The 25,923-nt window shown below is 66.7% G+C and carries 21 protein-coding genes; 16 read left to right on the top strand and 5 right to left on the bottom strand.

Features of this window, described 5'->3' with window-relative positions; translation table 11 throughout:
* The first annotated feature begins 15 nt into the window (after positions 1 to 15).
* From ACZ1A1_RS09475 to ACZ1A1_RS09540, 14 genes are all read left to right on the top strand, one after another.
* The gene (locus ACZ1A1_RS09475) at positions 16 to 816 is read left to right on the top strand and encodes an inositol monophosphatase family protein (protein ID WP_463619707.1); all 801 of its coding nucleotides are present in this window, start codon (positions 16 to 18) and stop codon (positions 814 to 816) included.
* Positions 817 to 848: 32 nt separating this feature from the next.
* Entirely contained in the window at positions 849 to 2,501 is a 1,653-nt protein-coding gene (locus ACZ1A1_RS09480) for a metallophosphoesterase family protein (RefSeq protein ID WP_463619708.1), read from the top strand.
* Between the two features lie 196 nt (positions 2,502 to 2,697).
* Positions 2,698 to 3,312, top strand: a complete 615-nt coding sequence (locus ACZ1A1_RS09485; RefSeq protein WP_463619709.1) for a TerC family protein — start codon at positions 2,698 to 2,700, stop codon at positions 3,310 to 3,312.
* Between the two features lie 174 nt (positions 3,313 to 3,486).
* Positions 3,487 to 5,136 (top strand): ABC transporter substrate-binding protein, encoded by a 1,650-nt coding sequence (locus ACZ1A1_RS09490; protein ID WP_463619710.1) that lies wholly within the window; start codon positions 3,487 to 3,489, stop codon positions 5,134 to 5,136.
* 24 nt (positions 5,137 to 5,160) lie between these two features.
* Positions 5,161 to 6,222: an ABC transporter permease gene (locus ACZ1A1_RS09495; protein WP_463619711.1), complete on the top strand. Its 1,062-nt coding sequence runs from the start codon at positions 5,161 to 5,163 to the stop codon at positions 6,220 to 6,222.
* Entirely contained in the window at positions 6,219 to 7,136 is a 918-nt protein-coding gene (gene nikC / locus ACZ1A1_RS09500; RefSeq protein WP_463619712.1) for a nickel transporter permease, read from the top strand. The genes ACZ1A1_RS09495 and nikC overlap by 4 nt, the downstream gene beginning before the upstream one ends.
* Positions 7,133 to 7,966, top strand: a complete 834-nt coding sequence (locus ACZ1A1_RS09505) for an ABC transporter ATP-binding protein (protein WP_463619713.1) — start codon at positions 7,133 to 7,135, stop codon at positions 7,964 to 7,966. Before nikC ends, ACZ1A1_RS09505 begins: the two co-directional genes overlap by 4 nt.
* Positions 7,963 to 8,712 carry an ABC transporter ATP-binding protein gene (locus tag ACZ1A1_RS09510; protein WP_463619714.1) on the top strand — a complete coding sequence of 250 codons (750 nt, stop codon included), beginning with the start codon at positions 7,963 to 7,965 and terminating at the stop codon, positions 8,710 to 8,712. The genes ACZ1A1_RS09505 and ACZ1A1_RS09510 overlap by 4 nt, the downstream gene beginning before the upstream one ends.
* 75 nt (positions 8,713 to 8,787) lie before the next feature.
* Positions 8,788 to 9,459 carry a TetR/AcrR family transcriptional regulator gene (locus ACZ1A1_RS09515; protein ID WP_463619715.1) on the top strand — a complete coding sequence of 224 codons (672 nt, stop codon included), beginning with the start codon at positions 8,788 to 8,790 and terminating at the stop codon, positions 9,457 to 9,459.
* A 217-nt stretch (positions 9,460 to 9,676) separates the two neighbouring features.
* Positions 9,677 to 10,930, top strand: coding sequence for a sarcosine oxidase subunit beta family protein (locus ACZ1A1_RS09520; protein WP_415213409.1), 1,254 nt, complete (start codon positions 9,677 to 9,679; stop codon positions 10,928 to 10,930).
* 9 nt (positions 10,931 to 10,939) lie between these two features.
* Positions 10,940 to 11,224, top strand: coding sequence for a sarcosine oxidase subunit delta (locus tag ACZ1A1_RS09525; protein WP_119255734.1), 285 nt, complete (start codon positions 10,940 to 10,942; stop codon positions 11,222 to 11,224).
* Positions 11,205 to 14,012, top strand: a complete 2,808-nt coding sequence (locus tag ACZ1A1_RS09530) for a 2Fe-2S iron-sulfur cluster-binding protein (protein WP_463619716.1) — start codon at positions 11,205 to 11,207, stop codon at positions 14,010 to 14,012. Before ACZ1A1_RS09525 ends, ACZ1A1_RS09530 begins: the two co-directional genes overlap by 20 nt.
* Positions 14,005 to 14,547 carry a hypothetical protein gene (locus tag ACZ1A1_RS09535; protein WP_463619718.1) on the top strand — a complete coding sequence of 181 codons (543 nt, stop codon included), beginning with the start codon at positions 14,005 to 14,007 and terminating at the stop codon, positions 14,545 to 14,547. Before ACZ1A1_RS09530 ends, ACZ1A1_RS09535 begins: the two co-directional genes overlap by 8 nt.
* A gap of 64 nt (positions 14,548 to 14,611) precedes the next feature.
* Positions 14,612 to 15,727: a branched-chain amino acid ABC transporter substrate-binding protein gene (locus ACZ1A1_RS09540; protein ID WP_313195400.1), complete on the top strand. Its 1,116-nt coding sequence runs from the start codon at positions 14,612 to 14,614 to the stop codon at positions 15,725 to 15,727.
* A 240-nt stretch (positions 15,728 to 15,967) separates the two neighbouring features.
* Here ACZ1A1_RS09540 and ACZ1A1_RS09545 read toward each other — a convergent pair whose 3' ends face one another.
* Entirely contained in the window at positions 15,968 to 17,218 is a 1,251-nt protein-coding gene (locus ACZ1A1_RS09545) for a D-amino acid dehydrogenase (RefSeq protein WP_463619719.1), read from the bottom strand.
* Positions 17,219 to 17,301: 83 nt separating this feature from the next.
* Positions 17,302 to 18,435: an alanine racemase gene (gene alr / locus ACZ1A1_RS09550; protein WP_463619720.1), complete on the bottom strand. Its 1,134-nt coding sequence runs from the start codon at positions 18,433 to 18,435 to the stop codon at positions 17,302 to 17,304.
* A 125-nt stretch (positions 18,436 to 18,560) separates the two neighbouring features.
* Here alr and ACZ1A1_RS09555 point away from each other — a divergent pair, with 125 nt between their 5' ends.
* Positions 18,561 to 19,034 carry an Lrp/AsnC family transcriptional regulator gene (locus ACZ1A1_RS09555; RefSeq protein ID WP_119255739.1) on the top strand — a complete coding sequence of 158 codons (474 nt, stop codon included), beginning with the start codon at positions 18,561 to 18,563 and terminating at the stop codon, positions 19,032 to 19,034.
* A gap of 10 nt (positions 19,035 to 19,044) precedes the next feature.
* On the opposite strand, the gene ACZ1A1_RS09560 is transcribed toward ACZ1A1_RS09555, so the two are convergent.
* A complete protein-coding gene (locus tag ACZ1A1_RS09560) occupies positions 19,045 to 20,451 on the bottom strand; it encodes a pyridoxal phosphate-dependent decarboxylase family protein (protein WP_463619721.1) in 1,407 nt (468 codons plus the stop codon).
* A 170-nt stretch (positions 20,452 to 20,621) separates the two neighbouring features.
* Between ACZ1A1_RS09560 and ACZ1A1_RS09565 the strand changes: the two genes are divergently transcribed.
* Positions 20,622 to 21,212, top strand: a complete 591-nt coding sequence (locus tag ACZ1A1_RS09565) for a YqaA family protein (RefSeq protein WP_313195493.1) — start codon at positions 20,622 to 20,624, stop codon at positions 21,210 to 21,212.
* Here ACZ1A1_RS09565 and ACZ1A1_RS09570 read toward each other — a convergent pair.
* Both ACZ1A1_RS09570 and ACZ1A1_RS09575 read right to left on the bottom strand, forming a co-directional pair.
* Positions 21,194 to 21,844, bottom strand: coding sequence for a 4'-phosphopantetheinyl transferase family protein (locus tag ACZ1A1_RS09570; RefSeq protein WP_463619722.1), 651 nt, complete (start codon positions 21,842 to 21,844; stop codon positions 21,194 to 21,196). The two genes, ACZ1A1_RS09565 and ACZ1A1_RS09570, sit on opposite strands and share 19 nt — an antisense overlap.
* Entirely contained in the window at positions 21,841 to 25,836 is a 3,996-nt protein-coding gene (locus ACZ1A1_RS09575) for a Pls/PosA family non-ribosomal peptide synthetase (protein WP_463620100.1), read from the bottom strand. The genes ACZ1A1_RS09570 and ACZ1A1_RS09575 overlap by 4 nt, the downstream gene beginning before the upstream one ends.
* Positions 25,837 to 25,923: the final 87 nt, after the last annotated feature.

A 25,923-nucleotide genomic window follows, 5' to 3' on the forward strand; every position in this document is an offset into this window, starting at 1 on the left:
GCAAGGAATAAACGCATGACGTCGCAAGAGACGGCCCTCGACAAACGCTTCGCCCTCGCCAAGCTTCTCGCGCAGGAGGGCGGGGCGATGGCGCTCGATTACTTTAACCGGCGCGATTCCCTGGTGATCGAGACCAAGCGCGACCTTCAGGACGTGGTCTCCATCGCCGACCGCAACGTGGAGACGCTGATCCGCGACCGGGTCGAGGCCTTGTTCCCGGAAGATGGCTTCCTCGGCGAGGAGTTCGGCCTTGCAGCGGGTACATCCGGCTATACTTGGGTCGTCGATCCCATCGATGGCACGGCGCCCTTCGTCAACGGCATGCCGAACTGGTGCGTCTCGGTCGCCGTATTGCATGAGGGCGTGCCGGTCGTCGGCGTCATCGGCGCGCCTTGCCATGGCGAGCTCTATGCCGCCGCCGCCGGCAGGGGGGCGAAGCTCAACGGTAGTGTGCTGACGCTCGACCCCTCCCGCACCGTCGAGAACGCCCTGACCGGCATCGGCGCCAACAGCCATGTCACGCCCGAGGTCGTCGCCGACATCGTCAGCCGCCTGCTGCAGGCGGGCGGCAACTTCATCCGCAACGGCTCCGGCGCGCTGATGCTGGCCTATGTCGCCGCTGGCCGGCTCGTCGGCTATTACGAGCCCTACATGCATGCCTGGGATTGCCTTGCCGGCTATTGCCTCGTCAAGGAGGCAGGCGGCTGGTATCACCCCTTCCCGACGGAAGGCGAGCGGCTGACGAAAGGCTCCCCCGTCGTCGCCGCAGGGCCGGGCGCGCGCGACGCGCTCGCAAGGCTCGCGCAACTGGACTGAAGGCTGCCCACCCGGCCAGGAGAGGAACGATAATGCACCAACGGTTCGCCATCATCGCGGATCCGCATCTGCACAATGTGCGCGGCAACTATCGCGGGGGCCGCATCGCGGCCGACCGCCTGCCGGGCGGGATGGAGCTGCGCACGCTCGCCGACACGGTCCAGTCGACGCGTCTCTTCAACGAGAGCGAGGCGGGCTTTCGCGCGGTGCTCGAGGACATCGCCGCGCGGGGCATCCGCCATGTCATCGTCGTCGGCGACTATTCCGACGACGGGCAGGACGAAAGCGTCGCGGCCTCGCTTGCGCTGATGCAGTCCTATGCCGACCGCTTCGGCATGCGGTTCTTCTCGACCGTCGGCAACCATGACGTCTACGGCTATTCCGGCCGAAGCCTCGACCGGAGCTTCCTGCTGGAGGACGGCGGGTTCTTCCTGGTCTCGGGATCGCGGCCGGATGGCGAGGGCGTGCTGTTCAACGCCGCCATGCGCTGCCGCTCCTATGCGGAAAGCCTGCCGCGCGGGCTCGGCTTCTTCCGCGACGGCACCGCGCTGCACTGGGAAACGCCGTTCGGCGCGTCCGACGATCTCGCGGACCGGCAATACACTCTGTCCTCGCCGGACGGCCGCCACGAGCGCCGTTTCATCGATGCGTCCTATCTGGTCGAACCGGTCGAGGGCGTCTGGCTGCTTTCCATCGACGGCAATGTCTTCGTGCCGCGCGACGGCGATTTCGACCTTGCGGAAGAGGCTTTCGACGACAGCACGGATGCCGGCTACAACGCGCTGGTGGCGCACCGGCCCTATCTGCTGGACTGGATCGCCGATGTCTCCCGGCGGGCCGAACGACTGGGCAAACGATTGATCGCCTTTGCCCATTATCCCGCCGTCGACCCGTTCGACGCGACCCTGGAGGACGAGCGGCGGCTGTTCGGGCGGACGATCTTCGTGCGCCGCACGCCGTCGAAGGACACCGCCGCGCTGCTCGTGAGGGCCGGCCTCCGGCTGCATTTCAGCGGGCACCTGCACATCGACAACGTTTCGCGGCAGGATCGCATCGTCAATGTCGCCGTGCCCTCGACCGCCGGCTATCCCGGCGGCTACCGGCTGCTGACGCTTCACGACGACGGGGCCGAGCTAGAAACCATACGCGTAGCGCACCTCGCCCTCGACCCGGCGATCCTCTCGGCCTATCGCCGGGAGGCGGAGCAAAGCGGCCTCGATGTCGGCGACCTGCTGGATGCCGGCGATTTCGACGCCTTCGCCATCCGGCACCTGCGCGAGATCGTCCATCACCGCTTCTTCGCGAAGGAATGGACGCCGGAAGCCCGCGCCGCCATCCGGCGCATGACGCTGGCGGACATCGCGCGCGAAGGGGCGGGCATAGCGCTTTCCCCGGAGCAGGCCGCGCGGTTCGCGGCCATCCCGGCCATGCGGCTGGTCGAGGCGATCTATATCGCCCGCCACAACGCCGCCTGGCGCCTGGAAATGCCGGAGGACGAGCGCGCGACCTTCGATGCGCTGCTGGATATCTGCGGCATGCCGGCCGGCGGGGGCCTTTCCGCCAGCCTCCTGCGAATATTCCGCCGGCACTTCCGGAAGGACGATTTCCGTCGCCTCACTTTCTCACGCGACTGGGAGATCTTGACCGGATCACCGGAAACCGACGCCATCAGGATTGCCCGTTAGGCCGGCAGTCAGGAACAACAAGCTAATGGAAGAGGGGAAACATCGCGCTCGCCCGGGGAAATCCGTGGCTGCGCCCGCGTCGTGGCCTGATCTTCTTTCGCCGGTCTTGCAAAGCGCAAATCCGAAAGGGTACTGATCGGTATCGGCGGGCAGGGGATGGCCTCCACCCAACGTGCAGATCCGAAGGTGGCAAAGCATGGAAATTCTGACGACGGCCGGCCTCACGGCGCTCTTGCAGGTCATTGCGATCGATCTCGTGCTGGCGGGCGACAATGCGGTGGTCATCGGCCTTGCCGCGGCCGGCCTGGAGCCTACCCAGCGCAAGAAGGCGATCCTCGTCGGCATCCTTGCGGCGACGGTCCTCCGCATCATCTTCGCCACGGTCGCCGTGCACCTGCTGGCGATCATCGGCCTGCTGCTCGCCGGCGGCCTTCTTCTGCTCTGGGTCTGCTGGAAGATGTGGCGCGAACTGCGCGGCGGGCACGAGGAGGGCGAGGACGGCGCCACGTCCGAGGGCGCCCCGCGAAAAACCTTCTTCCAGGCCGCGACGCAGATCGTCGTTGCCGACGTCTCCATGTCGCTCGACAACGTCCTTGCCGTCGCCGGCGCGGCGCGCGAGCATCCGGGCGTCCTCGTCGTCGGCCTCGCGCTCTCCATCGCGCTGATGGGCATCGCGGCCAACTTCATCGCCCGCCTGCTCAACAAGCATCGCTGGATCGCCTATATCGGCCTTGCGATCATCCTCTATGTCGCGCTCGACATGATCTATCGCGGCGCGCTCGAAGTGATGCCCTACATTCCGGCAAGCTGACCCCTTCCGCGCGGCATTTTCGGCTGGCTTTCGATTGCTGCGAGAAGCGAACCGGGACAGTCTCCGAAGGGGGATTGTTTTTCCCATCAGTATTATGATTGTATTGCGGAAATGGCATCGGCGCATCGATCCCGTGCCACGGCCTTCAAGCACAATCGAAAATGGGGAACCGGAATGAACAGGGAAAAGATCAATTCGCGCATTCGCCCGCTGCTCGCCGGCGCGGCCTTCACGCTGCTGCTGGCCACCGGCGGCATGGCGCCTGCCTTTGCCGAGACGCCGGCCGATACGCTCGTCCAGGCCTGGGCCATCGACGACACGATCACGCTCGATCCGGCCGAATCCTTCGAGCTGACGCCGGCCGAGTTCATCGGCAATGCCTATGACATGCTCGTTCGCCTCGACATCGCCGACACGACCAAGGTGAAGGGCGGCGTCGCCGAGAGCTGGACCGTCTCCGACGACGGCCTCACCTACACGTTCAAGCTGAAGCCGGGCATCAAGTTCGCCTCCGGCAACCCGCTCACCGCCGAGGATGTCGCTTGGTCCTTCGAGCGCGTCGTCAAGCTCGACAAGAGCCCCGCCTTCATCCTCACCCAGTTCGGCCTGACGGGCGACAACGTCGCGGAAAAGGCGAAGGCCGTGGACGAGGGCACCTTCGTCTTCACCGTCGACAAGCCCTATGCGCCGAGCTTCGTGCTGAACTGCCTCACCGCGACCGTCGGCGCCGTGCTCGACAAGAAGCTGGTGATGGAACACGCCGAATCCACCAAGCCGAGCGACGACTACAGGTACGACACCGACTTCGGCTATGCCTGGATGAAGACCAACTATGCCGGCTCCGGTCCCTTCAAGATCCGCGACTGGCGCGCCAACGAGATCGTCGTGCTGGAGCGCAACGACAACTACTATGGCGAAAAGCCCGTGCTCACCCGCGTCATCTACCGCCATGTCAAGGAAAGCGCGACCCAGCGCCTGATGCTGGAAGCCGGCGACGTGGACGTCGCCCGCAACCTGGAGCCGGGCGACCTGGAAGCCGTTTCCAAGAATGCGGACCTGACGACGACCAGCGCGCCCAAGGGCACGGTCTACTACATCAGCCTCAACCAGAAGAACGAGAAGCTGGCGAAGCCCGAGGTGCGCGAGGCCCTCAAGTATCTCGTCGACTACGACGCGATCGGCTCGACGCTCATCAAGGGCATCGGCGAGATCCGCCAGACCTACCAGGCCAAGGGCGTGCTCGGCGCGCTCGATGCGAGCCCCTACAAGCTCGATGTCGCGAAGGCCAAGGAACTGCTCGATAAGGCCGGCCTGAAGGATGGCTTCTCCGTCACCTTCGACGTGCGCAACACGCAGCCGGTGACGGGCATTGCCGAGTCCTTCCAGCAGACCGCCGGTGAGGCCGGCGTCAAGGTCGAGATCATTCCCGGCGACGGCAAGCAGACGCTGACCAAGTATCGCGCCCGCAACCACGACATGTATATCGGCCAGTGGGGCATGGACTACTGGGATCCGAACTCCAACGCGGAAGCCTTCACCTCGAACCCGGACAATGGCGACGACGCCTCCGTCAAGACGCTTGCCTGGCGCAATGCCTGGGACATTCCGGAGCTGACGGAGCAGAGCAAGGCCGCCCTTCTGGAGCGCGATTCCGACAAGCGCGCCGAGATGTACAAGAAGCTCCAGCAGGAGGCGCTGGACACCAGCCCCTTCGTGATGATCTTCCAGCAGATCGAGGTGGCAGGTGTTCGCGGCAAGGTCAAGGGCTACACGCTCGGCCCGAGCTTCGACTCCAACCCGCTGGCCCCCGTCAGCAAGGAATAGGCCGGAAGGACGATTTCCTTGAGCATGTCTGACACGGTAAAGCCGGCAGGGCGCGCCAAACGGCGCGCCTATGCGAGGCTCAAATCGATTGCCGGCTTCCTCGTGGTCGTCGCCACGACCTATCTCGGCCTTCTCGCCGTCACCTTCTTCATCGGCCGCGTCGTGCCGATCGATCCGGTGCTGGCGATCGTCGGCGACCGCGCGCCGGCCCGCGTGGTCGAGCGCGTGCGGCAGGAGATGGGGCTGGACCTGCCTTATTACCAGCAGTTCTGGCTCTATATCAAAGGCGTCCTCCAGGGCGATTTCGGCACGTCGGTGCTGACCACCAATCCCGTGATGACGGACATCCGCCGCGTCTTCCCGGCGACGATGGAGCTTGCCTCCGTCGGCACCATCATCGGCGCGGCCATCGGCATTCCGCTCGGCGTGCTGGCCGCCGTCCGGCGCGGCAGCATCTCCGACCAGGTGGTGCGCATCGTCGGTCTCATCGGCTATTCCGTGCCGATATTCTGGCTCGGCCTTCTCGCGCTCCTCGTCTTCTATGCCCGCCTCGGCTGGGTTTCCGGCCCCGGCCGCATCGACGTCGTGTTCGAATATACCTTCACGCCCGTCACCGGCTTCTTCCTGATCGACGCGATCCTCAACCGCGACTGGGCCGCCTTCCGCGACATCGTCTCGCACATCATCCTGCCGGCCTCTCTGCTCGGCTATTTCTCCATGGCCTATATCAGCCGCATGACCCGCTCCTTCATGCTGAACGAGCTGGGGCAGGAATATATCGTCGCGGCGCGGGCGAAGGGCCTTTCGGAAACCCGTATCATCTGGGGCCATGCGCTGCGCAACGCCGCCGTGCCGCTCGTTACCGTCATCGCGCTTTCCTATGCCGGCCTTCTCGAAGGCTCGGTGCTGACGGAGACGGTCTTCGCCTGGCCGGGCCTCGGCCTCTACATCACCAATTCGCTGCAGAACGCCGACATGAACGCGGTGCTCGGCGGCACCATCGTCATCGGTTCCGTCTTCATCGCGATCAATATTCTCTCCGACGTGCTCTATCGCATGCTCGATCCCAGAACGAGGACCCGATGAGCGAATCCGCCATGACCCGCCGCGAATGGCTCCTGACCGACCGGCCGCAATCGCGCCTTCAGGCAAGGCTCGGCCGCGCCTATGTCGCCTGGCGGCGCTTCACCGCCAACCGGCTTGCCGTTCTCGGCCTCCTGATCATCCTCGGCCTCGTTTTCCTCGCGCTCTTCGCGCCGCTCATCGCGCCCCATTCGCCCTATGTCGGCGATCTTGCCAATGCGCGCCTGCTGACGCCAGGGCCGGGCCACTGGCTCGGCACGGACGACCAGGGCCGCGACATCCTCTCGCGTCTCATCTATGGTTCGCGCCTCACGCTGCAGGTCGTCTTGCTGGTGGCGGTCATCGCCGCGCCCATCGGCCTGCTGGTCGGCACGGTCGCCGGCTATGCCGGCGGCTGGGTGGATGCGGTGCTGATGCGCATCACCGACATCTTCCTCGCCTTCCCGAAGCTCGTCCTGGCGCTCGCCTTCGTCGCAGCGCTCGGCCCCGGCATCGGCAACGCCATCATCGCCATCGCCATCACCTCCTGGCCGCCCTATGCGCGCATCGCGCGGGCCGAGACGCTGACGGTGCGCAATTCGGACTATATCCTCGCCGTGCAGCTCATGGGCGCCTCGCCCTGGCGCATCGTGCTGCGCCATATCATGCCGCTCTGCATCTCCTCGCTCATCGTGCGCGTGACGCTCGACATGGCGGGCATCATCCTCACCGCCGCCGGCCTCGGCTTCCTCGGCCTCGGCGCGCAGCCGCCGCTGCCCGAATGGGGCGCGATGATCGCCTCCGGCCGCCGCTTCATCCTCGATCAATGGTGGGTCGCCGCCATGCCGGGCTTCGCCATCCTCATCGTCAGCCTCGGCTTCAACCTGCTCGGCGACGGCCTGCGCGATGCGCTCGACCCGCGGGGGAGCGCCCAGTGAGCGCGCTGCTGACCGTCGAGGACCTTCGTGTCTCCTTCCCCACGCGCACCGGCGTCGTGGAGGCCGTGCGCGGCGTCTCCTTCACGCTCGGCCGCGAGCGGCTCGGCATCGTCGGCGAGAGCGGTTCCGGCAAGTCGCAGACCGGCCGCGCCATCATGGGCCTGACCGCCGAGCACGGCGTCATCGACGCAAAACGCCTCGAATTCAACGGCATCGATCTCCTCAAGGCGTCGAAGGCCGAGCGGCGGGCGCTGCGCGGCAAGCGCATCGCCATGATCCTGCAGGACCCGAAATATTCGCTGAACCCGGTCATGACCATCGGCCGCCAGATCGTCGAGACGCTGCGCACGCACGAGCCCGTCGGCCGGGCGGAGGCGAAAAAGCGCGCGCTCGACATGCTGGCCGCCGTGCAGATCCGCGATCCCGAGCGCGTCTTCGGCCTCTATCCGCACGAGGTCTCCGGGGGCATGGGCCAGCGCGCGATGATCGCCATGATGCTCGTCGCCGGCCCCGAACTCCTCATCGCCGACGAGCCGACCTCGGCGTTGGACGTGACGGTACAGCTCGACGTGCTCGACATCCTCAACCGGCTGGTCGCCGAGCGCGGCATGGGGCTTATCTTCATCTCGCACGACCTGCGCCTCGTCTCGTCCTTCTGCGACCGCGTCATCGTCATGTATGCCGGCCGCATCGTCGAGGAGCTGCCGGCCGAGAAGCTTTCCGAGGCGCAGCATCCCTATACGCGCGGTCTCTTGAATTGCATGCCGCAGATCGGCGCCGACCGGCATCCGCTGCCCGTGCTCGACCGCAAACCGGAGTGGCGGACATGATGCCGGCCCTTGCCATAAACGGCCTCGGCGTCGTCTATGACGACTTCACGGCGCTCGACGATGTCAGCCTCTCGGTCGCGCCGGGCGAGTCCTACGGCCTCGTCGGCGAATCCGGCTCCGGCAAGTCGACGCTGCTGCGCGCCGTCGCGGGTCTTGCGCCGGTATCCGCCGGCACGATCACGGTGGACGGAAAGCCGCTCGCCGACAAGCGCGACAAGGCCTTCTACCGCAAGGTCCAGATGGTCTTCCAGGACCCCTACGGCTCGCTGCATCCACGCCAGACGGTCGACCGCCTGCTCCTCGAACCGCTCGCCATCCACGGTTTCACCGATACCGAAAACCGTATCGTGCGGGCACTCGACGAGGTGGGCCTCGGCTCCGGCTTCCGCTTCCGCTATTCGCACCAGCTCTCCGGCGGCCAGCGCCAGCGCGTGGCGATCGCCCGCGCGCTGATCCTCGAACCCTCGATCCTGCTGCTCGACGAGCCGACCTCCGCGCTCGACGCCTCGGTGCAGGCCGAGGTGCTGAACCTGCTCGAACAGCTCCGCGCTGCCCGCAAGCTCACCTTCGTCATGGTCAGCCACGACCTCGCCGTCGTCACCCATATGTGCGACCGGCTGATGGTGATGCAGAACGGCCGCGCCGTGGAAGAGCTGACCGCCGCCGATCTTGCTGCCCGCAGGGTGACGCAGGACTATACGCGCGGCCTGCTTGCCGCCAGCGAAGGTTTCCGGCGCACCGGCTGAGCGGAAGCGATCCCACGATTTGCAACTGGCGTCCGCCCGCCTTGCCATCGACCGGGCTTTGCGCAAGATGGCGCCGTGGAACGAACCAGAGGGGACGAGGTGAGTGCAGGAAAGCCCTCCGGGGCGAAGCAGGCCGCCGGACGCATGACGCGCGAGGCGTGGATCGAGGCCGGCGTCGAGGCGCTGGTCGAAGAGAGCATCGGGCACGTCAAGATCCAGGTTCTTGCCAAGAAGCTCGGCGTGTCGCGCTCCAGCTTCTACTGGTTCTTCACCGATCTGCACGCCTTGCAGCGCGAATTGCTGGACCATTGGCTGCGCAAGAATACCGGCCCGATCATCGAGCGCGCCCTGCGCCCGGCCGCATCGGCCAATGAAGGCGTCTGCCATATCTTCGAATGCTGGGTCGATCCCGCGCTTTTCGATCCTCCGCTGGATGCCGCCATTCGCGCCTGGGGACGCGTCGACGCCACGGTGCGCGCGGTCGTCGGGCAGGCGGACGATCAGCGGATCGACGCCATAAAGCGGATGTTCCTGCGCTACGACTATCCGGAGGAGGAAGCCTTCACCCGGGCGCGCGTCCTCTATTTCACGCAGGTCGGTCATTTCACGCTCGGCATCGGCGATAGTCGCGACGAGCGCCTCAGCCATCTCCGCTCCTATCTCCTGACCTTCACCGGCCGCCCGGCCACGGAAGGCGAGGTGGCGGATTTCACTGCGGTGATGCACCGGCTGCTGCCCGACGGCTGACTTCCGTTCACTTCTGTACAGACGATTTCCCCAGTCTCTTGCACTTGCGTGGAAGGAACGTGGATGCTTTTCAAACCCCAATGGACATCCATGTACAGAGAGGATATGAAATTCATCCAACGACAGGCGCGGGCCTGCCGGGAGGGGGATTCATGAGGAAAAATCCGGCCGTCGCTTTCTCGACAAAGCGGCTCTACCCTGCAAAGGATGGAGTGCGATGACGCGGCATTACTCGGCGCTTTCGCTCTTCAAGGAAGGGCTTGCCGGCCAGAAAGGCTGGCAGCAGGCGTGGCGCTCGCCGCAGCCGAAGCCGCGCTACGACATCCTTATCATCGGCGGTGGCGGGCATGGGCTGGCGACGGCGTACTATCTCGCCAAGGTTCATAATATCCGCAATGTCGCGGTCATCGAGAAGGGCTGGCTCGGCGGCGGCAATACGGGGCGCAACACGACGGTCGTGCGCTCCAACTACTTCTTCCCCGAGAGCACGGCGCTCTACGAGATGGCCCTGAAGCTCTACGAAGGGCTTGGCCGCGACCTCAACTACAATATCATGCTTTCCCAGCGCGGCATCATCACGCTCGCCCACAGCGAGGCGGAGATGGAGATGGCGGCGCGCACCGTCAATGCCATGCAGATCAACGGCACGGATGCCGAGCTCTTCGGCATCGAGGACGTGCGTCGCGTGCTACCGCTGCTCGACATGTCGCCCGATGCGCGTTACCCGGTCTTCGGCGGCGTCTGGCAGGGCAGGGCCGGCACGGCGCGGCACGATGCGGTCGCCTGGGGCTATGCGCGCGCCGCCGACCGGCTGGGCGTCGATATCATCCAGTCCTGCGAGGTCGAGGACTTCCTCATCGAGGGCGGGCGATGCCACGGCGTGAAGACGAGCCGCGGCGAGATCCGCGCCGAGCGGGTCGGCATGGTCGTCGCCGGCCATTCGTCCCACCTTGCGGCCAAGGCCGGCTTCCGCCTGCCGATCACCTCCTATGCCTTGCAGGCCTGCGTTTCCGAGCCGATCAAGCCGGCGCTCGATACGGTCGTCCTGTCGCCGGCCACCGGCACCTATGCCAGCCAGTCGGACAAGGGCGAGCTCGTCATCGGCGGCGGGCTCGACCGCGTTCCCTCCTACGGCCAGCGCGGTAACCTGCCGATGCTGGAGACGGTGATCTCGGGGCTCCTGGAAATGTTCCCGAGCTTCCGGCAGCTCCGGCTGATGCGGCAATGGGCCGGCATCGTCGACGTCACGCCGGATTCCTCGCCGATCCTCGGCGAAAGCCCGCTGCCCGGCCTCTTCCTCAATTGCGGCTGGGGAACGGGCGGCTTCAAGGCGATTCCCGCGGGCGGCACGCTGCTCGCGCATCTCCTCGCCACCGGCAGGCACCACGACGTCAGCCGCCCCTTCGATCTCGACCGCTTCGCCCGCGGACGGCTGATCGATGAGGCTGCCGGCTCCGGCATCGCGCATTAGGAGGACCGGATGCAGCTTTTCCCATGCCCCTTCTGCGGGCCGCGTTCCGAGACGGAATTCCACTTCGGCGGCGACGCCGGCAACCACCGCCCGGAAGGTTTTCGCGACGTCACGGATGGCGAATGGACCGCCTACCTTCATGAACGGAACAACCTGCGCGGCGCGGCAAACGAGATCTGGATGCACATGACCTGCGGGGAGGTGTTCCGCATGGAGCGCGATACAGTGCACCACGGCATTGCGCGGTCCTTCGCGCTGACGGAAGGAGGCGGCGATGACGGCTTGGCGCACTAAGGGCGGGACGGCCATCGACAGGACAAGGCCGCTGCGCTTCACCTTCGACGGCAAGGCGGTGGAGGGCTTTGCGGGCGACACCGTCGCCTCCGCGCTGCTGGCGGGCGGCGTCTCCGTCCTCGGCCGCAGCTTCAAGTATCACCGCCCGCGCGGCCTCTGGGGCGCCGGCGTCGAGGAGCCGAACGCGCTGGTCGACATCGCCGGTTCCATGCCGAACACGCGGGCGACGCAGGTTCCGGCCGCCGATGGCCTCGCCGTGCGCAGCGTCAATGCCGATCCGAGCGCCGAGAAGGATCGCCACGCCTTCCTCGACGCCTTCTCGCGCTTCATCCCGGCGGCCTTCTACTACAAGACCTTCATGTTCCCCGACTGGCACCTGTTCGAGCCGCGTATCCGGCAGATGGCCGGCCTCGGGACGCTGGATGCCGGCTTGCGCGAGCCGTCCTTTGCCGAACAGGTCAACCATCATTGCGACGTGCTGGTGGTCGGCGCCGGGCCCTCGGGCCTCCTCGCGGCGCGCAAGGCCCTGCGGGCCGGCCGGCGGGTCGTGCTTTGCGACGACGGGCGGCAGGCGGGCGGCAGCCTTCTTCATTGCGCGGCGACCATTGAGGACAAGCCGGGGGCGGAGTGGGCTGCGGATGTTGCAGCGGAACTCCTAGGGGCAGGCGCGCTGGTGCTGACGGGCACGACGGTTTTCGGCATCTACGACCACCGCCTCGTCGGCCTCAGCCAGAAGGGCGCGGATGGTGCGCCGGACCGGCTCTGGCGGGTTCGCGCCGGATCCATCGTGCTTGCGACGGGCGCCATCGAACGGCCGCTTCCCTTCGGCAACAACGACCTGCCGGGCGTCATGTCGGCGGAGGCCGCGCTCGTCTATCTCCGCCGCTTCGGCATCGCCGCCGGGCGGAAGATCGTCGTCGCCACCAATAACGGCCTTGCCTATGAGGCGGCGGAAGCGCTGGCGGGCGCCGGCGCCGAGGTCACCGTCGTCGACTATCGCCCCGATGCCCCGACGCCCGCCGGGCTGCGGGTGCTGAAGGGGCTCACCGTCGTCTCGGCGAGCGGCCGCGGCGCCGTCAGTGCCGTCCGGCTTTCCAATGGCAGCGTGTTGGAGGCGGATGCGGTGCTCGTTTCCGGCGGCTTCACGCCGACCGTACATCTCTATTGCCAGGCGCAGGGCAAGCTCGACTGGCGCGACGACATTCTCGCCTTCGTGCCCGGCCGGCCGGTGGGGGGCGTCGAGGTGGTCGGGGCCGCGGCCGGCGATTTCGGCCTTCCGGCAGAGCTTGCGGAAGGGGCGCCCCGCGATTTCGGTATCGTCGCCGCATGGCCGAAGCCGGGGGCGAAGGAGCGGGTCTGGATCGATCTCCAGAACGACGTCACCGCCAAGGACGTGGAACTCGCCGTCCGGGAAAACTTCGTCTCCGTCGAGCACCTGAAGCGTTATACCACGCTCGGCATGGCGACCGACCAGGGCAAGACCTCGAATGTCAACGGCCTCGCGCTGATGGCCGAGATCACCGGCCGCCGTATTCCCGAAGTCGGCACGACGACCTATCGCCCGCCCTTCACGCCGGTTCCGCTCGCCTCCTTCGCGGGCGCCCGCTCCGGTACGCTCATGAACCCGCTGCGCCGCCTTCCGCTCGAAAGGGAGCACCGGGCGGATGGCGCCGTCTTCCGCGAATATGGCGGCTGGCTGCGGCCGGCCTATTATGGCGAAGGCCCCGCGGAGGCCCGCATCCAGGCCGAGGCTGCGGCGGCGCGCAAGGGTGTCGTGCTCTTCGACGGCTCGCCCCTCGGCAAGATCGAGGTCATCGGCCCGGATGCCGCACCCTTCCTCGACTTCATCTATTACAACACCGTCTCGACGCTTTCCCCCGGCCGTTGCCGCTACGGCTTCATCCTCAGCGAGGCCGGCAATATCTACGACGACGGCGTGCTGGTGCGCCTCGACGAGAACCGCTTCGTCGTCTCCTGCTCCTCCTCCCATGTCGCGGGCGTGTATGCCCTTCTGGAGGAATGGCGGCAGGACCGTTTCGACCGCAGCCGCATCTTCATCCACAATGCGACGGCGGAAATGGCGACGCTGACGGTGTCCGGCCGCGAGGCGCCGGCGCTGATCGCCGCGCTCGGCCTGGACGCGGCGCTCGACGATGCGGCCCTGCCGCATATGGCCGTCGTCTCCGGCGCTTTCGAAGGGGCCCCGGTGCGGATCGCCCGCGTCAGCTTCACCGGCGAACGGTCCTACGAGATCTCCGTTCCGGCCGACCATGCCGCCGCGCTCTGGTCGCGGCTGCGGCGGGAGGGCGAGGCTTACGGCGCGACGCTGCTCGGCCTGGAGGCGCTCATGATCCTGCGCGCGGAGAAAGGTTATGTCGTCATCGGCAAGGATACGGATGGAACGAGCCGGCCGATGGATTTCGGCCTTGCCGCGCCGCTGGAAAGAAAGAAGGTCGAGTTCATCGGCCGCCGCTCGCTGATCACCGAGGATGCCGCACGCGCCGACCGCCGGCAGTTCGTCGGGTTTGAGGCGGTGGACGGCGGGGGCGTGCTGCCGACCGGCGCGCACGGCATCGAGCGGACGGCGGGCGGCCTGCGCAGCACGGGCTATGTCACGTCAAGCTATTTCAGCCCCGCGCTCCAGCGGCCGATCGCCCTCGGCCTCATCGAGCGCGGCCTTTCGCGCATGGGCGACGTCATCGAATTGCAGCACCTGAAGGAGGCGCGGCGCGCCCGCATCGTCGCGCCCTGCGCCTTCGATCCGGAAGGAGGTCGGCTCCATGCTTGACAATTCCCGCAAATGGCGTCCGGAGCCCGATTGGTCGGAGGCGCTGCTCGCCGCGCCGTCGCTCCGCATCCGTGCCGTCATCGGCCTGCCGCAGCATCTCGTCAGCGGCAACATCGAGCGCTTTCTCGCCCGGCATGGCCTTGGCGCCGATATCGGCGCCTTCGGGCTTGCCTCCGGCGGGCGGTATGCGGTGCGCGTTGCCCGCGACCGGCTGCTCGCCGTGGGCGTTCCGGCCACCGAATGCCCGGCCGGATGGCACGGGGAAGGCTATGCCGTGACGGCGGTCGGCTCGGCGCTGCGCGTCCTCGAAGCGCGCGGGCAGGATGTCGGCGACCTCATCGCCCGCGCGACGACGGTCGATCCCGACAACGGCGGCCCATGTGCGGCCTTGCAGTTTTGCGGCGTGACATGCAGTGTCTATTTCCACGCGGATATGCAGACATTGCGCATCCACGTGGACCGGGGGCTCGCCGCTTATCTGTGGGAATGGATGGAACGCCAGCCGCTTCTGTCCGGCAGCGCCGGCGGGGGCTGAGGAGAACCCGGTTTCGAACAAGAACGACCCGCAATGGTGCGGGCGCAAAGGGGAGTTGAAATATATGAAAAGCATTCTGATCCTCGGCACGGCCCTCGGCCTCGTCATGGGAACGGCCGCGCGGGCGGATGACCTGACCATCGCCGTGGCCGGCCCCATGACCGGGCCGCTCGCCACGATCGGCGACCAGTTCAAGCAGGGCGCGCAGGCCGCCGCCGACGCCATCAACGGCAAGGGCGGCGTGCTCGGCCGCCAGATCAAGCTGCAGTTCGAGGACGACCAGTGCGACCCGAAGCAGGCGGTCTCGGTGGCCAACCGCATCACGGCCGCCGGCATCGGCTTCGTCGACGGCCATGCCTGCTCGGGCTCGAGCATTCCGGCCTCCGCCGTCTATGCCGAAAACGGCACGCTGATGATGAGCCCGGCCTCCTCCAACCCGGTCATGACGGACGATGCCGCCGCCAAGGGCTGGACCAACATCATGCGTCTCTACACCCGCGACGATGCGCAGGGCGCCTTCATCGGCCCGTGGATCGCCCAGCAATATGCCGGCAAGAACGTCGCCGTCCTGCATGACAAGACGGCCTACGGCCAGGGCGTCGCCGACGCCGTGCGCGCCACCATGAACGAGAAGGGCCTCAAGGAAGTTCTCGCCGAAGGCATCAATCCGGGCGAGAAGGACTACAATGCGCTGGTGACGAAGCTGAAAGACGCCAAGGTCGATGTCGTCTATTTCGGCGGCTATCACCCCGAAGCCGGTCTCATGCTGCGCCAGGCGGCCGAGCAGAACTACAAGTTCCAGCTCATCATGCCCGATTCCATCGCCTCGCCGGAATTCTGGCAGGTCGCAGGGCCGGCCGGCGAAGGCACGCTCTTCGTCTTCCCGTCCGATCCGCAGGCCAAGCCCGAAGCGAAGGAAGCCGTCGAGAAGATCCAGTCCGGCGGCTTCAAGCCGGAAGGCTTCACGCTCTTCTCCTACGCCGTCATCCAGGCCTTCGCGCAGGGCATCGAGCGCGCCGGTTCGGACGATCCGACGAAGGTTGCCGAGGCGCTGAAAAACGGCCAGTCGATCGACACCGTCGTCGGCGCGGTCACCTTCGACGAGAAGGGCGACCTGAAGGACGCCAGCTACGACATCAACCGCTGGAGCAACGGCGCCTACGCCCCGATCGCCCAGTAAGCCGGTCGTCGACGCGCTCCACATGCTTCCCGCAAGGGAGCTGCCGGTGAGCGCACCACATCTTCCTTCTCCCCGCTTGCGGGGAGAAGGTGCCGGCAGGCGGATGAGGGGCCCTTATCTTCCGCTCCGCCTGCCCCTCATCCCGCTGCCGCGACTTTCTCCCCGCAAGCGGGGAGAAGGGACCTGGGATGACGTTCTTCCCTTCAAAAGCAAGCTCATCGCCAGCCCATGGCTTCAGGCTTACGCGTAGCGGGCGATCGCGAGGTCCGTCGCGTCGATATCCGGCTTCTTGCCGGAGACGAGGTCGGCGATGACGCGGGCGGAGCCGGAGCTCATCGTCCAGCCGAGCGTGCCGTGGCCGGTGTTGAGGAAGAGGCCGGCGATCTTCGTCGGGCCGATGACCGGCGTGCCGTCCGGCGTCATCGGGCGCAGGCCGGACCAGAAGCTGGCCTTGGAAATGTCGCCTCCGGGGAAGAGGTCGGTGACGGAATGCTGCAGCGTGAGGCGGCGCGGCTCGCCGAGATCGTTGGTATAGCCGGAGATTTCCGCCATGCCGCCGACGCGGATGCGGTCGCCGAGGCGGGTGATGGCGATCTTGAAGGTCTCGTCCATCACGGTCGATTCCGGCGCGCGCGCGGGATCGACGATCGGGATCGTCAGCGAGTAGCCCTTGACCGGGTAGACCGGGAGGTGGATGTCGTGCGGCTTGACGAGGAGCGGCGAGAAGCTGCCGAGCGCCACGACGACGGCGTCGGCTTCGAGCCTGCCGTGCGCGGTGACGACGCCGGTGACGCGGCCGCCCTCCACATCGAGGCCGCGGATGATGTTGCCGTAGTTGAAGCGAACGCCGAGCGCCTCGGCCTTCGCGGCCAGCGCGTTGGAGAACTTGAAGCAGTCGCCGGTCTCGTCCTTCGGCGTCAGCAGGCCGCCGACGATCTTCTCGCGCACGTGCCTCAGCGCCGGCTCGACGCGGATGCAGCCTTCGGGATCGAGCACTTCATAGGGAATGCCGTCGGCGGCGAGCGCCTTGACGTCCTTGGCCGAGGCGTCGAGCTGGGCCTGGGTGCGGAAGAGCTGCAGCGTGCCCTGCATGCGCTCGTCATAGGCGATGCCCGTTTCCTCGCGCAGCGCGGCGATGGAGACGCGGCTGTAATCGGCAAGGCGCAGCATGCGGCTCTTGTTGATGGCATAGCGGCCGGAGGTGCAGTTGCGGAGCATCTTCACCATCCAGGACAGCATGGCGCCGTCGACCTTGGGGCGAAGGATCAGCGGGGCATGTTCCATGAACAGCCATTTCAAAGCCTTCATCGGAATGCCGGGCGCGGCCCAGGGCGAGCAATAGCCGAAGGAGACCTCGCCGGCATTGGCGAAGCTGGTCTCCAGCGCCGGGCCGGGCTGGCGGTCGACGACCGTGACCTCGTGCCCCGCCCTGGCAAGCTGGTAGGCCGACGTGACGCCGACGATGCCGGCGCCGAGAACGATGACTTTCATGGTATCCTCACTGGAAAGAAAATGCTTTGTCTTTTGTTTTCAAGGCGGTCGCGAGTGCGGCGGATGCTCCGCGCGAAGTCGCCCTAGCGGTATTGCCGCTCGTAGCGGTGGCCGAGGCTGGTCAGGATCTCGTAGGAAATGGTGCCTGCGTCGCGCGCCACGTCCTCTAGCGTCTGGTGCGGGCCCAGCACTTCCATAAGGCTGCCGAGCTTGAGGCGGCCTTCCGGCAGGGCGGAGACGTCGATGGTGATGCTGTCCATCGAGACGCGGCCGACAATGGGCAGGCGCACGCCATCGCAGAAGACGGCGCCGCGCCCCGAAAGGCTGCGCAGCATGCCGTCGGCATAGCCGGCGGCGATGGTGGCGAGACGGGTGGGGCCGGTCGTGACATGCGTGCCGCTGTAGCCGACGCGCGTGCCGGTGGGCACAGTGCGCGTCTGCACCACGGCGATGTCGAGGCGCACGACGGGCTCCATCGGGTTGGCGCGTCCAGCCGTCGGCGCGCCGCCGTAAAGCGCGATGCCGGGACGGGCGAGAACGCCATGATAGGCCTTGCCGAGGAAGACACCGCCGGAATTGGCAAAGCAGACGGGAAGCTGCGGGAAGTCCGCCGTAACGCGCGCCATCTCGGCAAGCTGGTCGCCGTTCTGCCCGCTGTCCGCATCGTCGGCGGAGGCAAGGTGGCTCATGACGAAGAGGACGTCGATCCCGCCTTCGGCCTTCACCAGATCGGCAAGGGCGGCCCGCTCTTCCGGCGGCACGCCGAGGCGCGACATGCCGGTGTCGAATTGCAGGACGGCCGGCAGCCTGCGGGCGAGCATCCGGGCGGCATCCGCCCATTGCCGCCACTGCTCCAGCGAGTTGATGACCGGCACGATACCGTCCCGCGCGGCGGGGAATTCATTGCCGGGCTGGAGGCCGTTCAGCACGAAGACCGTCGCGTCGGAGGCAAGCACCGGCCTTAGGGCGAGGGCCTCGACGAATTGCGCGACGAAGAAATCGCGGCAGCCATGGGCGTAGAGCCTTTCGGCGACCCGCGCGGCGCCGAGCCCATAGGCATCGGCCTTGACGACGGCGGCGGCACGCGCCGGCGCGACTTCGGCACAGAGCCGTTCATAGTTGCGGGCAAGGGCCGCCAGATCGATGGTCAGGTAGCCCGATGCGCCACCGGCGCCGGCCGCTTCGCTCTGCCTGTCTGTTCTCGTCACGCCATCCATGCCCTGCCTCCCACATCACGCGGAGCCTAGTGAAACGATCGTGAAATTGCCGACGAAACAGCGCTTGATTGTTGCGTGGTGCTATGATTTTTGAAAGAAACAACGACAGTTTGGAATGATCTGCAATGACCGCTCTCGACGCCATAGACCGCAACATCCTGCGCCTTCTGCGCCTCGATGCACGCATGAGCAACGCGCGGCTGGCGGCCGAAGTGGGCCTCTCCCCTTCGGCCTGCCTCAGGCGCATCAAGCTGATGGAGCAGGCAGGCGTCATCCGCGGCTATACCGCGCTGGTGGATGCCTCGAATGCGGAATCGACCATCGCGGTCATCATCAACATCACGCTGGAACGCCAGACGGAGGACCACCTCGACCGTTTCGAGGCGGCCGTCCGAAAACACCCGGAAATCCGCGAATGCTTCCTGATGACGGGCGGCTCGGATTACCTGCTGCGCGTCGAGGTCGCCAATGCCGGCGAATTCGAGCGCATCCACAAGGAAATCCTCTCGGCGATGCCCGGCGTCTCGCGGATCCATTCGAGCTTCGCGATCCGCAACGTGCTGGCGACGAAGCCGAGGGGACGGACGAAGCGCGCCTGACGCTGCCCGCCTACGGCAATGCGCGGGCGATCCCGGTTATCACCTTGAAGGCCGTATCGGCGTCGTCGCGCGTCATCTCGAACTGGCCGGCCTGGAAGCGGATGGCGATGCGCCCGTCGACGCGGGTCTGCGTGAGATAGATGCGGCCGTCGTCGTTGATGGCGTTGACGAGGGCGATATTGTGCCGGTCGGCGTCCCCCGCACCCTTGTGGCGGAAGGAGAAGAGCGACAGGACCGGCTGGCTGACGATCTCGAAATCGGCCTCGGCGGCAAGTCGCGCGGCAAGTTCCGCGGACCATGCGACATGGTTGCGGATCATCGCGCGCAGCCCTTCCAGCCCGTGATAGCGCATCAGGAACCAGAGCTTCAGCGCGCGGAAGCGGCGGCCGAGCGGCACGGACCATTCGGAATAGTTGACGATGCCGTCGAGGCCGTGGGTTTTCAGATATTCCGGCTGGATGGCGAGGGTTCGCACCTGGTCCTCGGGGCTGCGAATGAACTGCACCGAGCAGTCGAAATTGGCGCCGAGCCATTTATGTGGGTTGAAGACGATGGAATCGGCCGCCTCTATGCCTTCCCAGAGGCCGCGGAATTCCGGGCAGATCATGGCCGAGCCCGCCCAGGCGGCATCGACATGGAGGTAGAGGCCATGCGCCTTCACCACCGCCGCCACCTCGGCGATAGGATCGCAGGCGCCGATGGAGGTTCCTCCCGTGCAGGCGATGACGCCGGCGGGAATGTGGCCGGCCGCAAGGTCCGCCCTGATCGCGGCATCCAGCGCGTCCGGGTCCATGCCGTTCAGCGCCCCCCTGGTGGGAATGCGCACGAGGTTCGCTTCTCCGATGCCGGCGATCCAGATCGCCCGGTCGATGGAGGTATGCACCTGCCCGGAGGCATAAACGCGAACGGCGCCATGGGCCGCCAGCCCCTCGCTGTTGCCCTTCCAGCCGAGCGCCTTTTCCCGCATCACCAGCAAGGCGGCGAGTGTCGCGGTGGAGGCGGAATCCTGGATGACGCCGGCAAAGCCGTCCGGCAGGCCGAGCGCCTTGCGCAGCCAGTCGACGACGCGCGTTTCCAGCTCCGTCGCCGCCGGCGAGGTCTGCCAGAGCATGCACTGCGCGGCGACGGCGGTGACGAGGTAATCGGCGATCACCGAGACCGGCGCGGCATTGGCCGGAAAATAGGCGAAGAAGCGCGGATGCTGCCAATGGGTGATGCCATCGGGGATGATGCGTTCGAAATCGGCGAAGATGGTTTCCATCGTCTCGCCGGTTTCCGGGGCGGCATCGGCGATCTGCCGGATGATGTCGCCGGGCTTCGTCTGCGCCCGCACGGGCCGGTCGCGCAGTCCTGCACGGTAGTCGGCGCCCCAGTCGGCGGCGGTTCGCGACCATTGGCGGAATTCTTCGCTGTCCATGTCCTCTCCCTCGATGGCTATCGCTCTTCTCGACGCTTGGGCGATGATTTGCAATGCCTTCGGCGATGATGCGGGCAGGGGCGCGGGTTGAGTTCACGGGGCGAAGCATGTACCAAGCCGGAGGCGGCATCCCGGCCATTCCCCATCCCGTTCGGCAGACACGAAATCCCATGTTACGAAAACTCTACGCCTGGACCCTCTCGCTTGCCGGGCGCAAGGCCGCGGAAGCCTGGCTTGCGCTGATCGCCTTCGTCGAAAGCTCGGTCTTCCTGGTGCCGGCGGATGTCCTTTTCCTGCCCATGGCGCTTGCCCGGCCGGAGCGGGCCTACCGCTATGCCTTCGTCGCGACGGCGGCATCGGTGGCCGGCGGCATCGCCGGCTGGATGCTCGGCTATTATGCCTATGAGGCGGTCGCCAAGCCCGTGCTCGAATTCTACGGCAAGCTGGAGGCCTTCGAGCAGTTGAAATCCCACGTCACCGAGGGGCAGCTCAACCTTCTCCTCGTCACGTCGGGCCTCGCGCACCTGCCGCCGATCAAGATCGTGACGATCCTTGCGGGCGTCGCGCATATCAAGCTCTGGCATTTCGTGCTGTCGGCGATCGTCGCGCGCGGCCTTCGCTTCTATCTCCTCGCCTTCCTGCTGCGCCGCTACGGCGAGCCGATCCAGGCCTTCGTGGAAAAGCGTCTCGGCCTCATCCTCGGCGCCGTGGCCGTCGGCCTCATCGTGCTTTACGTCGCCTATCACCTGCTGGCCGGCTGATCCTCCGCGACGGCAAGGACGACGATACGGGGCAGGAGGCAGAAGGAGAGCCGCATCCTGCGGCCGCTCGCCGTCATGGCCTCGCCGCGCGCAAGATCGACGCCGATGTGCTCGTAACCGAGGATTTCCCCGTCCAGCGGATAGGCGGCCTTGTAGACCGCCTCCTTCGCGCTGAAGAGAAGGCGTGCCGCAAGGCGAGGATCGACGCCCTCAAGGACATCGCCGGACATTACCGCCAGCGCGGCGATGTCGTCCGGCAGCGGCTCGGCCGGCTCGACATCGATGCCGAGCGAGGCAATATTGGCCTTGCGGGCGATGGCCGCGACGGCCATCTCGTCGTCATGGGCGAGCGAGCCGGCGAAGCCCGCCGGCCAGAGCGGGTCACCCGCAGGACCGCGTCCGATTGCAACGGAAGTCATGCCTTCAGCCGCCAGCAGACCTCGCGCAAGCGCACGGGCTGCGCCGCTTGAACGCCGGGCCGCGAGCCGGCGCGCCGGAAGGGCGGCGGCCTCTGCCGGCAGGAGCAGGGCCTCGTCGCCATCCCGGATAAGCCGGCAGCCGAGCCGGACCGCCGGCAGGGCCAGCCGGTTCATCTGCGCCAGCAGCGCGGTCTCGGCCGCGCTGCCGCTCATTCGGCCGGGACCGGTCTGGCGAAGGCATGGAGCTTGGCCGGGTTGCCGCGCCAGATCGAGTTCGGCTCGAGGATCTCGCCCTTCATCACGAAGCAGTCGACATCGGCGATGGAGCCTTCGCCCATCGTCACGCCGTAATGGACGAAGGCGGAGGGGCTGAGCGTGCAGCCGTTGCCGATGCGGATATAATCCGACTTGAAGGCGCCTTCCTCCAGCGAATGGGCCTGGATGACGCAGCCTTCGTTGAGCGTGGCATCGTCGCCGATCTCCACCAGCGAGCGTTCCGTCAGGTTGGCCCCGCCGTCATAGACGCGCCTGCCGACCTTGACGCCCAGCGCCCGAAGGATCATCGGGCGGAACGGCGTGCCGGCGAAGAGCCGCACGATGGGCGAATCCGACAGTTTCCAGTGCCGCTCGTGGCGCCAGAAATCGACGTCGTAGATGGTGGTCATCTGCGGCCGGAGCCTGCGGAAGCGAAGGCTTGCCCATTCCATCAGGATATAGAAGGGAATGGTGACGGCCGCCGTCAGCACGACGGCGACGAAGAGCGCCACCTGCGCCCATTCCGTATAGTAGTTGAGCGCCCGGTCCCAGATCGCCAGCGTCACGAACAACATCGTCCACTGCACGGCGATGAACATCAGCGCGGTCACCAGGTTATGCCGGTTCTTGTGCGGCAGACGGGCGCGGCGGTCCTCGTCGCTGACGCCCTGGATCAGTTCCTTGTCGCGCTTGACCATGCGCGGAATCTCGAACGGCGGGGAGCCGAGAAGGCCGACATTCTCGCGCAGCAGCCCGTCGATGGGCACCATGACCTTGGTGCCGAGAAGGACGTTCTCCCCCGTCCGCCCGTCCGGCGGATAGAAGATGTTGTTGCCGAAATAGTTGCGCTCGCCGACCTTCGTGTGCTCCAGCCGGAAGGCGGAGGCCGACTTGTGCACGTTGATCATGTAGAGGCCGTCCGAGACCATGGTGCCGGTCCCGATCTCGCAGAACAGCGGATTGTCCTGCTGCTGGTTGCTGCCGAAGTTCGAGCCGGTCTGCACCACCTTGTTGAGGTTCCAGCCGAGCGCCCGGATATAGTGGACGACGGCGGAACTGTCGCCGAAGATCAGGTTGAGCAGGCGCGCATTGGTGCCGGCCTCGACGATGGACTGGAGCCAGAAATGGAAGCCGTACATCCGATAGGTGCGGCCGGGCTTCAGGACGAGGCTGAACAGCCGCGGCAGCACCAGGGCGACGAAGGCGAGCGCCGCGATGAGGGCGATGAGCGTGACCGTCGTGCCGATGGCGACGATGCCGATCGATTCCTGGTAGTCGTCGCTGACATTCTGCCAGTAGCTGTGGAACCACAGCGGGAACGGCGTGACGACGGCAAACAGCGTGACGAGTTGCACGGCCTCGTAGAGGATGCGCCGCGTCTTGGAGAGCGTGACGACCGGCACCTTGCAATAGTCCGCCGTGGTCGGGACGGCGGGCGAGCCGTGCCAGTGCGCGTCGTCGGGAACATGCTGTCCGCGCTGGAGCGAGGAGGCATGGCCGAGCTGGGCGCGGTCGCCGATGGAGGTGTCGATATCGATCACGCAGCCGACGCCGACGAAGGCGTCGCGGCCGATGGAGATAGGCCCCGTATGGATGTAGCCGGCCTGCGCCCGGTAGCCGAGAATCATCGATTCCTTGCGCAGGATCGAGCTCTCGCCGATGGAGATGAGATCGGTGCAGACGGGGATCGTGCGGCACTCGATGGTGGTGCCGCGGCCGAGCCGCGCGCCGAGCAGGCGCAGGTAGAGGCTGTAGAGCGGGCTGCCGCGGAAGAGCACGACCGGCGCGGTGCGGATCAGCGTCTTGACCACCCAGAAGCGATAGTAGCGAAGCCCCCAGATCGGGAAGCTCTCGGCCTTCCAGCGGCCGACCAGCAGCCACTTCATGGCGACGGCAAAGCCCGACATGCCGAAGAACACGGCGGCCGACAGGATGGCGCAGCGCAGATAGAGCTGAACCGGATCGTCGAGCATGTCGTAGACCCAGTTGAGGCCGTAGTTCAGCATCCACAGGCCGAAATAGCTGTAGAGGCCGTAGAAGGCGAGCTGCGCCGCGCCGCTCGTCCAGTAGGCAAGGTTCGAGGCACGGTGGGTGAGGCAGGGCTCCTCGACGGCCGCGGCCTCTTCCTCGGGGCCGCGCAGGTGCCGCGCGAGACCGGCCACCGTCGGATACATGTAGATGTCGCGCATCGAGGTGGTCGCCCACTCCTTGCGCGTGCGCAGCTTCGCGCAGAAGCGGGCCATCAGCAGCGAATTGGCGCCGAGATCGTCGAAGAAATGATCCTCGGCATAGATGTCGTCCATCTTCAGCACGTCGCGCAGCGCTTCCGTCAGGAAGCGCTCGTCCTCGGTGGACGGCAGGATTTCCTTGCGCTCGGTCCCGAGGCGGAGACCGGCGGGTTTCGGCAGCTTGCGGGTGTCCACCTTGTCGGACACGGTCATCGGCAGGGCCGGAAGCTCCTCCAGGAAGGAGGGCACCATGTAGTCGGGCAGGCGGCGGCGCAGTTCCTTGCCGAGATCCGCTCGGGCGAGGGTATCCGTGCCGGATTTCAGCGCGTAGTAGCCGACCAGCTCGACGCGGCCGGGCTCGATCTCCCAAGTGGTGACGGCCGCCTGCGCGATGCCGGGCTGGTCGAGCAGCACGGCCTCGATCTCGCCGAGCTCGATGCGGTAGCCGCGGATCTTCACCTGCGTATCGATGCGGCCGTGATATTCGATCTCGCCATCCGCATTGATGCGGCCGAGGTCGCCGGTGCGGTAGATGCGCTGCGAGGGATTGTTCGGCAGGCCGATGAAATCGGGGATGAACTTCTGCGCCGTCAGGTCCGGCCGGTTGAGATAGCCGACCGCGACGCCGATGCCGGCAATGCCGATCTCGCCGAGCTCGCCCGGCGCCGTCAGATGCGGCGCCTCGGCATCGAGGATGACGATGGAATAGGTCGGCAGCGGCGCGCCGATCGTCACGGGGCGCTCGGGCGTGAGGTAACCCATGGTCGCCGTCACGGTCGCCTCGGTCGGGCCGTAGGTATTGAGGATCTGCCGGCCCGGCTTCGACCAACGCGTGACGAGATTGTGCGGGCAGGCCTCGCCGCCGACGAGGATGGCGCGCAGGCTCGGCACGTCGCTCTCGATGGAGGAGAGCAGCGTCGGCGAGCAGGCCATGCAGGTGATGGCATTGGCGCGCAGGAAATCCGCAAGCTCCTCGCCCACCAGCGTCATGCGGCCCGGTGCGGGAACGACGGTCGCGCCGGCGGCGAACGGCACCCAGATCTCCTCGGTGGAGAAGTCGAAGGCGATGGTCATGCCCTGGTAGACGCGGTCGCCCGGGCGGTAGCCATAGGCGTCGGCGGCGACGCGGACGAAGTTGCAGATGCTCTGGTGGCGCACCGCCACGCCCTTCGGCCGTCCGGTCGTGCCGGAGGTATAGAGGATGTAGCAGATGTCGTCTTCGCAGGAGCCGAGTTCGAGCGGCGTATCCGGGTGCCGGGCGGCCTCCGGGCAATCGGCCGCGATCACCACATGGGGGACGGAAAGCCCTGCGGCGCGCGCGGCATAGCCGGCGATGGTGACGACGAGGCTGACGCCCGCATCCTCGACGATGAGCGACATGCGCTCTTCGGGGAAGGCCGGGGCGAGCGGCACGAAGGCCGCGCCCGCCTTCATGACGGCGAGGATGGCGATATAGGTCTCGGCGGAGCGGTCGAGCAGCAGGGCCACGCGGTCGCCGGGCCTGACGCCGCGCTCGGCGAGCAGGCGCGCGAAGCGGTTCGCGGCGGCATCCATCTCGCGATAGGTCCAGATGCGGCCGGAATCGAGCACGGCCGGCGCGTCGCCCCAGGTTTCGGCAAGACCCTCGAAGACGCGGGAAAGCCGCTCTTCCGGCTGGCCGGCGCGCGGCGAATCGGGACCGCAAAGGATCTGCGGCATCGGGCCGCTCTCGCTCGTATCCATCACGCCCTGGCTGAGGCCGCGCAAATGGGTGCCTGCGTCGTTCATATTCGAAATCCTGCTTGTGCCATGTCCGGCGAGGTGACGTTC

This window comes from Shinella sp. R2-11 (assembly GCF_055330205.1).